The 9,779-nt window shown below is 62.4% G+C and carries 9 protein-coding genes; 3 read left to right on the top strand and 6 right to left on the bottom strand.

Annotation, left to right across the window (positions count from 1 at the left end):
- The coding region (locus tag CXQ88_RS17315) for an ABC transporter substrate-binding protein (protein ID WP_104045377.1) at positions 1-844 on the bottom strand (844 nt) is incomplete at its 3' end.
- 252 nt (positions 845-1,096) lie between these two features.
- Here CXQ88_RS17315 and CXQ88_RS17310 point away from each other — a divergent pair.
- On the top strand, positions 1,097-1,954 hold the full coding sequence (locus CXQ88_RS17310; RefSeq protein WP_181037582.1) for a PfkB family carbohydrate kinase: 858 nt from the start codon (positions 1,097-1,099) through the stop codon (positions 1,952-1,954).
- 310 nt (positions 1,955-2,264) lie between these two features.
- A complete protein-coding gene (locus CXQ88_RS17305) occupies positions 2,265-3,371 on the top strand; it encodes a LacI family DNA-binding transcriptional regulator (protein WP_104045375.1) in 1,107 nt (368 codons plus the stop codon).
- Between the two features lie 310 nt (positions 3,372-3,681).
- Here CXQ88_RS17305 and CXQ88_RS17300 read toward each other — a convergent pair whose 3' ends face one another.
- The 5 genes from CXQ88_RS17300 to CXQ88_RS17280 form a co-directional block, all read right to left on the bottom strand.
- The gene (locus CXQ88_RS17300; protein WP_104045374.1) at positions 3,682-4,863 is read right to left on the bottom strand and encodes an NAD(P)/FAD-dependent oxidoreductase; all 1,182 of its coding nucleotides are present in this window, start codon (positions 4,861-4,863) and stop codon (positions 3,682-3,684) included.
- Between the two features lie 79 nt (positions 4,864-4,942).
- Positions 4,943-5,986, bottom strand: a complete 1,044-nt coding sequence (locus CXQ88_RS17295) for a Gfo/Idh/MocA family protein (RefSeq protein ID WP_104045373.1) — start codon at positions 5,984-5,986, stop codon at positions 4,943-4,945.
- On the bottom strand, positions 5,986-6,768 hold the full coding sequence (locus CXQ88_RS17290; protein ID WP_104045372.1) for an amino acid ABC transporter ATP-binding protein: 783 nt from the start codon (positions 6,766-6,768) through the stop codon (positions 5,986-5,988). The genes CXQ88_RS17295 and CXQ88_RS17290 overlap by 1 nt, the downstream gene beginning before the upstream one ends.
- Positions 6,765-7,553 carry an amino acid ABC transporter permease gene (locus CXQ88_RS17285; RefSeq protein WP_104045371.1) on the bottom strand — a complete coding sequence of 263 codons (789 nt, stop codon included), beginning with the start codon at positions 7,551-7,553 and terminating at the stop codon, positions 6,765-6,767. Before CXQ88_RS17285 ends, CXQ88_RS17290 begins: the two co-directional genes overlap by 4 nt.
- A gap of 104 nt (positions 7,554-7,657) precedes the next feature.
- Positions 7,658-8,515 carry an ABC transporter substrate-binding protein gene (locus tag CXQ88_RS17280; protein ID WP_258061966.1) on the bottom strand — a complete coding sequence of 286 codons (858 nt, stop codon included), beginning with the start codon at positions 8,513-8,515 and terminating at the stop codon, positions 7,658-7,660.
- A gap of 164 nt (positions 8,516-8,679) precedes the next feature.
- Between CXQ88_RS17280 and CXQ88_RS17275 the strand changes: the two genes are divergently transcribed.
- Positions 8,680-9,759: a LacI family DNA-binding transcriptional regulator gene (locus CXQ88_RS17275; RefSeq protein ID WP_104045369.1), complete on the top strand. Its 1,080-nt coding sequence runs from the start codon at positions 8,680-8,682 to the stop codon at positions 9,757-9,759.
- Positions 9,760-9,779: the final 20 nt, after the last annotated feature.

Below are 9,779 nucleotides of genomic sequence, written 5' to 3'. Positions count from 1 at the left end.
CGGTCTGTTCGGCTTTGGGCAGGTACTGCTCGGGCATCGGGGAGCCCGGGAACCATTTCTGGTAGAGCGTCTTCCAGGTGCCGTCTTCCATGGCCTCTGCCAGGGCCTTGTTCAGGGCCTCCTTGAGTGCGGTCTTGTCCTTGGCCAGAGCGAATCCGGCCGGGGCATCGAAGGACGGGATGTCGGCGACGCTGACCAGGCCATGCTGCTCGGTGTAGTCCTTAGCCGCTTCGTAGTCCAGGAAGTCGGCGTCAGCGGAGCCGCTGTTCACGGCTGCGATGGCTGAGTTGTTGTCCGGGAACCGGACCAGGGACGCGGTGGTGAAGTTTTTGACTGCGTAGGCTTCCTGCAGCGTTCCCTGCACCACGCCAAGCCGCTTGCCGGCCAGGTCCTCTACGCCCTTGATGCCGGAGTCTTTCGTGGTCAGGACCGTCAGGTAGCCGGCGAGATATCCGCTGGAGAAGTCCACGGTTTCCTTGCGCTTGTCGGTGATTCCAATGGCGGCCACACCGACGTCGAACTGGCCGTTGGCCACGGCGGGAAGGATCGCGGAGAAGTCCTGGCCGGTGAAGACGACATTGTCCACTCCGGCCCGCTTCGCGACGTCCTTGAAAAGCTCCACATCGAAACCCGTGAAATTACCCTGCGCGTCCGCAAAGGCATACGGCTTGAGATCGCCGACGCTGGCAACCCGGACAGTGCCCGGCTGGATAAGACCGTACGAGTTGTCCTCCGACGGGGCTGAGGAGGAACTGCCGCCACAAGCGGTGACGAGAGTAGCGATCACAGCCGCTGAGGCCAATGCCAGGCTGAGGCGAAACTTCTTTGAAAGATGAGCGGGCATTGCTTTCCGATCTGTGAAAAAGATAGACATTCCGGGCCCTAAATTTGTGGGGGCTCTCTTCTGCTGTGAGAGCGTTATCAGGTACGAGCAAAGCTACCCGCCCTCATTTCGTCTCGTCAAGAGCTAGATGCTCCGGCGGTATTACACGGGATGCGGCTGTTCTTTCGCAGGGAAGCCACACTTGCTCTCCACGCTTTGCTCGACATTCTGCGAACGTTCTCTTACGCTCGTACAGATACTTACTTGGGAGGCATGATGGTTTCAATCCTGACAGCGAGGGACAACGTCGTTGACTGTTACTTGGATGAGGGGCAGGTTTTTGCGGGTGGAAACGCCCTGAACGTTGCCGTTTTCGCCCGGCGCGCGGGAGCAAGAGCAGCCTACGCAGGCACAGTTGGGACTGATGCTGCCGGAGCTCTTATCCGGAACGCCCTGGCGCTTGAAGGCGTGTCCACGGAATTTTTGCAGGTCCGGCCCGGGAGTACGGCTTACTGCGTGATTGGCCGGAATAATGGGGACAGGGTGTTCCGGGAAGTTGGGCTCGGAGTCTCCCGGGCTGAGTTCGATGGCGGGTTCGTTTCACCAGCGTCCGAATTTGATGCTGTCCATCTCAGCGTTTCCAGTGGCCTGGAGGATTTGGCGGCTGACCTCGCATCTGTTTCACGCCTGTCCTTCGACTTCTCGACCAGCAGAGATGCCGTGCTGCTCAGCGCGGTCGTTGGGCATTGTTATCTCGCATCCTTCTCGGGAGGAGACCTCACGGGGACCGAAGGGCTCGATCTGGCGCGAAGCGCCATCGGCATGGGTGCAACCTGGGCCCTGGTTACCCGTGGAGCAGACGGTGCTGTCCTGGTCAGCAAAGAACACACCCACGAAGCTCCCGCGGCAAACACCACGTTGGTGGACACTCTGGGGGCCGGTGACACGTACATCGCCACGGTCTTGACTGAACTCCTGCAAACAAGGAACCCGGACGAAGCCTTGACCGCAGCATCGGAAGCTTCCGCTCTCACCTGCAGCAGGCTTGGAGCCTTCGGGAAGGGCGAGCCCCTCACGGCCGTAGCTTTGCCGATAGAGCAGGGCGCCGCACCATTAGTCACGTCTCACTAAAATACTGAGTCTCATATCGACCTTGTCCCTGTTGTCCTGAGCAGGACAACAGGCACAAGGTCGGTGGCTGAAGGATCGCCCGCTGCAACATAGACCCGAGGAAGGCAACCTCCTGGCGCGTGTACTAACCGGGAACCGTCCGGTGTGGGGCCCCCTCGCCGGGTGGGTACCATTCCGGCATGTCGAGGACTCCGCGATCCGTCCATGCGGAGCTCAGGCAGCAGTCCGGCGTTTCTTTGTGAGGGGCGCTGTTCCATGTGGCGGGTAAGCTACTGACCCCCGGAACACTCTCAATGACGGAAAGACTCCCATGCCGCCACCGCCCAGGATTACCATCACGCAGGTCGCAGCTGAAGCCGGCGTCAGCACGGCTACAGCCGGGCGGGCCCTTGGCGGCTACGGTTATGCCAGCGACGAGGTAGCTGCCCGGGTTCAAGCTGCAGCCCGGAAGCTGGGCTACAAGCCCAACATGGTCGCCCGAAGCCTCGTCACCGGCCGAAGCCAAACCATAGGCGTAGTCGCCGCCGACATCGACAACGCCTTTTACGCCCGGGTCCTGCGGGGAATCGGCGACGTGGCAAGGTCACGGGGGTTCGGCGTCATCCTCACCAACAGCGATGAAAACCTGGAACGAGAAAAGGAAGCTGTTCAGCTTCTCCTTGAAAAACGCGTCGATGGGCTCATCATTACCCCCTGCGACGTCCAGGGCTCAGACCATCTGCGCAGCCTCATAGCCGGCGGCTGCCCAACGGTCCAAATAGACCGGGCAGCCTACGACCTGGCGGCAGACTCAGTGACAGTGGACAACCGCGGCTCCGCCCGGGAAGCGGTAACTCACCTGTTGAAAGCAGGACACAGACACATAGGAATCATCGCAGAACTCGAGAAGATCGAAAACGGCAGCCTGGAGGACTTTGTCGCCCAAACGGCCTTTTCCCCTGTGAGTGCGCATACGCTTTATCCAAGCTGGCAGCGGCTGCTCGGATACCTCGACGCCCACAGGGACGCGGCCATCCCCGTACACACCCCACTGATCCGCCGTGCAGGAGCCTACTCCTCAGAGGCGGCACGCCAAGAAGCCATTCGGCTCCTCGACTCCGGCAACCGACCTACCGCCGTCTTCGCCGCCGACGGAACCATGTCCCACGGACTCATGCAGGCAATCGCCGACCTCAAAATCGAGGTCCCCGACCAACTTTCCGTCGTCTGCTTCGACGACCTCGACTGGATGACATTCATGCGGCCGGCCATAACATCCGTCCACCAGCCGGTGCACCGCATCGGCTCAATGGCAGCGGAGCTCCTGCTTGCCAGGATCGCCGGCGAGACATCCGTCCCGAAGCATAATGTCCTGGAAGCACGGCTCAATCTCCGAGACTCAGTCGGCCCTCCTCCGCACCAGGTAGAAACCGGCTAGTAGATCCCCCAATGCGGGTCCCCGCCCTTCGCAGCGGGTTCCAATCGTGCGTGCCGGCAAGTCACTGCGCCAGAAGCCGAAAAGAGGCTAAGGGCTTCTTCGCTTGGCCGCACTCGTCGCCGCGGGAAGGCAGGGCCCGGACCCGACGGCGATGCCGCCCTACCGGTGCTGCAGGAAAGTGCCGACAGATCCCGGCTTGATAAAAGGATCGGGCTGACCGCGCAAAGGGGACCCGGAGCGGCGGGGCACTGGAAGGACCCTCCGGGGCCGAGGAAGAGGTGGACCGGGCGGTCCACCTCTTCCTGGCTTGCTAGTTCTGCGGGACGGGTGCCCAAGCCCCCGTGCCGACGGACGCCGGTACGGCGGTTCCGCTGTCGAACCGGTCGAGGCGGAAGGACTTCAGTACTGGAGACGGTGTTCCGGTGAGGATTTCCTCGGCGAGGAGTTCGCCGAGGATAAGCCCGAGGGTGGCACCGGAGTGGGTAAACATCATGTGCAGTCCCGGGATTGCAGGCACGGGGCCAACCACCGGTTCGCCGTCGCCAGGGATGGGTTTCAGTCCCGCACCGACTTTCTGGGCGGTCAGCCGGGGGTTCCCGGCGAGGACCTTCGATGCCTCGTCGAGCAAGCCCTGCACCGACTCATCGGGAACCGTGAAGGAGCCATCGTCCTCGACAATCACCGACTGCTCTGCCCAGTCGGCATCGAGTACGAGCCGTCCGTCGGGCGTGGGCCGCACGGCGACGCGCGGGGTATTGAGTACGGTTTCTACTTTGACGTCGATCGGATCGGTGTACAGCACGAAGGCGGCGGGTGTGGCATCTGGAACTGTTACTCCCAGGGCGGCGAGCTGGGCTGGGACCTCGCCCCCGGTGGCCAGCACTACTTGGTCGGCAGCCAATCGTGTCCCGTCGCCGAGTATCACGCCGGCCGCGGCGCCTTGCTGCACGTCAATCCGCACGTTTCCCGCGTGCTCGATGACGGCCGCGCCGTGGGCCGCTGCCTCAGCTACCAGCGCCGGGATGAAATCGGGCATATTCACCCAGCCTTCGCCCGGGTTGTAAATCGCGCCTTCATCGGCCACCGCATCCGCGTTCACGTCCGCCGCGATCCCGGGCACGTCGGCGCGGTCGACCCAGAGGGAGTCGTACCCCGTTGAGCGTTCGAAGGCATAGGTCTCGCGGAAAGTCTCATTGGGGCCGGCCCACTTCAATGCGCCATCGAACCGGATGTAGTCGCGGCTCTCGGGGTGGCGCGCGCTCCAGGTACGGTAGCGGTCGATGGCAAGCATCCGCAGGTAGTGGTAATCGGCGGAGCGGGCACCGGATGAGTTAAGCCATGCAATCGAACGGCCGGAGGCCCCGCTGGCGAGCGGCCCAGCTGTTACGAGCGTCACCTGCGCGCCGCCCCGTGCAAGGTGCATGCAGGTGGATGCACCGAGGATGCCGCCGCCGACGACGATGACGTGTTTGGCTGGAGCTGTGGAGGACATGGTTCTCCCTTTCTAAGTGTTTTTTGGAACGATGATGAGCACAGGGGCGGCATGGCGCTGGTGAGCTGCCCGGTTCGAGCTAGGCGAAGGCGTGAATTTTTTCGATGGTTCGAAGGACTTCAAGGGACTCGGCCGGGTCGACCGGCAGGCTGCCTTCGCCGCGAAGGGCGGCAGCCAGTTGTGCGTAAAACTGGGGGTAGGCCCCGGTTTCGGCCGGAACGCTCGTCGTGGAACCGTCGATGCCCAGGACCCCCCAAGCGTCCTGGGGCTCCACGCCGTACGAGGGGTCCAACGGGGACATGCCACCTGCGAGGGCAGGTTCCTGGTGGTCCAGGCCCCATTTGGTGTAGCCGGCCCGGGAACCCAGGACGTGGAAGCGCGGGCCAACCTGCGCTGCCATGCCGTTCATCCACAGCCTGGAGCGGACACCGGATTCATGAAGTAGTGACACGAATGCCTCGGTGTCAGCTCCGTCCGGGTGCGGGCCGTGGTTTGCCGTCTCCCCGTAGCTTTCTTCGACAGCGCCGCACAGCTGGACGGCCTGGTCGATCAGGTGGGCGCCGAGGTCGTGGAGGATTCCGCCGCCTTCGGCCAGGGAAGCGGTGTCGCGCCAGTTCCCAAAACCTTCCGGCCGCCACCATTCAAAGCGGGACTCGAAGCTGCGGACTTCGCCGAGCGCGCCTTCCCCCAGCAGCTTCTTGAGCGTCAGGAAGTCCGCGTCCCACCGGCGGTTTTGGAAGACGGTAAGTTGAACGCCGGCTTCACTGGCTTTGGAGATGAGGCCTTCGCCGTGAGCCGACGTGGTGACGAACGGCTTGTCCACGACCACGTGGAGGCCGTGGGCCATCGCTGTCGACGCAAGGTCGAAGTGGGTCAACGGCGGGGTTCCGAGGACCACCAGGTCGAGATCGCCGGCGAGGGCAAACAGCGCCTCGGGCGCTGGAACAACCCGGGCCTGGGGGTAAAGCCTGGTCGCTTCGGCAGCGCGGGTTGGATCAGCTGTAACAATGACGTCCAGTGAGTAGTCGGGATCGGCTGCTATGAGTGGCGCGTGGAAGACCTTGCCGGAGACCCCGAATCCCACGACTGCGGTCCGGATCGGTGTGGCTGCAACGTGTCGCATCAGAGCACTTCTGAGAGGAAACGTTGGAGGCGTTCGCTCTTGGGGTTGTCGAAGAGGTCCGCGGGGGTGCCGGCTTCGACGACTTCGCCTTCGTCCATGAAGACGACCTGGTCCGCTACCTTGCGGGCGAAGCCCATTTCGTGGGTGACGACGAGCATGGTCATGCCGCGGCGTCCGAGTCCTGCCATGAGGTTCAGGACGCCCTTGACCAGCTCCGGGTCGAGTGCGCTGGTGGCCTCGTCGAACAGCATGACTTCAGGCTCCATGGCCAGGGCGCGGGCGATAGCGACGCGCTGCTGCTGGCCCCCGGAAAGATCGCGTGGGCGGTGGTCCGCGCGTTCGGCGAGTCCCACTTCGGCCAGGCAGCGGCGCGCGTGTTCGCGTGCTTCGGCTTTAGGCATCTTCTTGACGCTCCACAGGGCCAGGGCGACGTTCTCCAGGGCAGTGTGGTCCGGGAAGAGGTTGAAGTGCTGGAACACCATGCCGATGCGAGCGCGCAGGATGTCGGGGTTGACTTTCAGCGCGCTCTCGCCGGCCAGCAGAACGTCCCCGCTCTTGGGTTCATGCAGGCGGTTGACTCCGCGGAGGAGGGTGGACTTGCCTGATCCTGAGGGCCCGATGATGCAGGTGGTGGTTCCGGGTTTGACGGTGAGGTTGACGTTGCGGAGGACCTCAATGTCCCCGTAGGCCATTGTGAGGTTGGTCAGTTCCAGGCTGGAGCCGTGAAAGGTTTCGATGCTTGGGGCTGTGTTGTTGCGTGAGGTGTTGCTGGCGAGGCTCATGTGTTGCTCCCGGTAATCAGCGGCGAGGCCGCGTCGAGTTCGTTGACTTCCTTCAGGCCGCTGGTGGGCGGCGCGGGCTTGCGTCGGCCGGTGCGGAACCTGTTGTCGAAGTAGTTGACCAGGTGGGTCAGGGGCACTGTGATGACGAGGTAGAAGATGCCTGCCATGACTAGAGGGGAGAGGTTGCCGGAGAGTACGGCGGCGTCCTGGCCGACGCGGAAGAGTTCGCGTTCGCTGACCAGCAGGCCCAGGAAGTACACGAGGGAGGAGTCTTTGACGATGGCAATGAACTGATTCACCAGAGCGGGCAGTACCCGGCGGATGCCTTGTGGGATGACCACCAGTGCCATGGACTTGGCGTAGCTCATGCCCAGGGCCCGGCATGCCTCGCCTTGGCCTTTATCGACGCTCTGGATGCCGGCGCGGAAGATTTCGCCGATGTAGGCGCTTGCGATCAGGCTCAAGGCGATGATGCCCAGCGGGTAGGGCGAGGGCCCGAAGACCGACTGGCTCAACCGGGCGAAGCCCTGGCCGATGAGCAGGATGGTCAGGATCGCGGGAAGGCCACGGAACAGATCGGTGTAGATACGGGCCGGAACGCGCAGCCACTTGGAGGGGGAAATGCCCATCACGGCGATCACCATGCCCAGGAAAACACCCAGGATGGTTGCAGCGAGGGAAATGATCAGCGTGTTCAGGAGCCCGACTCCGAGGAGTTGCGGGAGGACTTCGGCCATCGCCTTGAAGTCGAAGAAGGTGCGGATGATGGTGTTGAACCAGTCCATGGTTGCTCTCAGACGTAGTTAGTTGTGAATCCCGGGCGGACCGCGAACGTCGGTCCGCCCGGGCTATGTGCCGCCGGCTGGTGTCCGGCCTGATGCATTGAGGTTTATTTGCTTGCCGTTGCTTCGGTCTGTTCGGCTTTGGGCAGGTACTGCTCGGGCATCGGGGAGCCCGGGAACCATTTCTGGTAGAGCGTCTTCCAGGTGCCGTCTTCCATGGCCTCTGCCAGGGCCTTGTTCAGGGCCTCCTTGAGTGCGGTCTTGTCCTTGGCCAGAGCGAATCCGGCCGGGGCATCGAAGGACGGGATGTCGGCGACGCTGACCAGGCCATGCTGCTCGGTGTAGTCCTTAGCCGCTTCGTAGTCCAGGAAGTCGGCGTCAGCGGAGCCGCTGTTCACGGCTGCGATGGCTGAGTTGTTGTCCGGGAACCGGACCAGGGACGCGGTGGTGAAGTTTTTGACTGCGTAGGCTTCCTGCAGCGTTCCCTGCACCACGCCAAGCCGCTTGCCGGCCAGGTCCTCTACGCCCTTGATGCCGGAGTCTTTCGTGGTCAGGACCGTCAGGTAGCCGGCGAGATATCCGCTGGAGAAGTCCACGGTTTCCTTGCGCTTGTCGGTGATTCCAATGGCGGCCACACCGACGTCGAACTGGCCGTTGGCCACGGCGGGAAGGATCGCGGAGAAGTCCTGGCCGGTGAAGACGACATTGTCCACTCCGGCCCGCTTCGCGACGTCCTTGAAAAGCTCCACATCGAAACCCGTGAAATTACCCTGAGCGTCCGTGAAAGTGTAGGGCTTCGAATCACCCAAACTGGCGACCCGGACAGTGCCCGGCTGGATCAGCCCATACGGGTTCTCAGCTGAGGACTGGGCGGGAGTTGACCCACCGCAGCCCGACAGTGCCAGGAGGGCCGCGACGCCGGCCGCGACCAGGCCCGCGGGGCGGAAGTTGAATCGTGTGCGCAATGTTTTTCCAATCGTGGGAAGAATGATGACCTTTTTTGGCCTTTGGTGATATTGCTTGCTGAGTCCGGTCTCAGCGACTAAGGTTGAGACCGGACTCACATGGGGTTGGTAAAAATGTAACTCAAGCCACATCGGGCGTCAAGGCCCCCTCTGGAAAGGCAGAAATGAGCAGCAACAGTTCAAGACGTCGCGACGTCACGGTCGCGGATGTTGCTAGAGCAGCCAATGTTTCCAAGGCCCAAGCGGCCCGGGCGCTGGGTAATTACGGCGCCGTCAGCGACGATGTCCGGGAACGTGTCCTTGCTGCCGCGGAGGAACTTTCCTACCGCCCCAATGAGCTCGCCCGCAGCATGAACACCGGAAAATCGCACACCCTGGGCGTGGTGGTGGGTGATATTGAAAACCCGCACTTTGGCCTTGCTACCAGGGGCATATCTGACACCGCAAAGAAGAGCGGCTACAACGTGATCCTTGTGAACACCGACGAGGAACAAGCTGCGGAAGTCGACGCCGTCCAGGTTCTGCTCGACAAGCGGGTGGACGGCCTCATAGTGGCACCTGCGTCCTCGACAGAAACAGAACATTTGCAGCGTGTTTACGAGTCGGGGCGGCCTTTGGTCCTGCTCGACCGTGCGGCCAACGGACTCTTGGTAGAAACTGTCGCCGTTAACATGACGGGCATCTCCCAGGAGGCAACAAAATACCTCCTGGATTCCGGTCACCGCAGAATAGCTTTCATCTCCACCCTGAAGTCTGACTCGCCATTTAGTACGGCGGCTCAGGTGGATTCTTCCCAGATCTCTGAGCGCCTAGACGGTATGCGCCGGGCATTTTCCGACAACGGACTGACGTTTCCCCACGATTTGGTGCGGCTCAATGCCGGCGATTCAGAATCCATCCGACACATCACGCGGGAACTCCTCTCCCTGCCGGACCCAGCTACGGTCGTCGTGGCATCAGATGGACTCATCGCCCTCAGCGTTCTGGGCGCGATACAGGAACTCGGTCTCGTGATCCCCAGAGACGTCTCGTTCCTCATGTACGACGACTTCGCCTGGACGCGCCTCACCACTCCACCCCTGACCGTCATTGCCCAACCCGTCTATGACATTGGCGTCACCGCTGCCAATGCTTTAATCCGGCAGATTGAAGGACGGAAAGCAGCCGACACCGCACCCGCCCTTGAAGCGCGACTAATACAACGAGGCTCAGTAGGGCCCGCCAAGGTGCTATCCAATTCCTAGGCGGCGCCGAAGCAGACGGC

Source organism: Arthrobacter sp. ZGTC412, assembly GCF_002929215.1.
Taxonomy (GTDB): Bacteria; Actinomycetota; Actinomycetes; order Actinomycetales; family Micrococcaceae; genus Arthrobacter.
The sequence above is the reverse complement of the archived record's forward strand: the minus strand, read 5'-3'. Positions and strand labels throughout refer to the sequence as shown.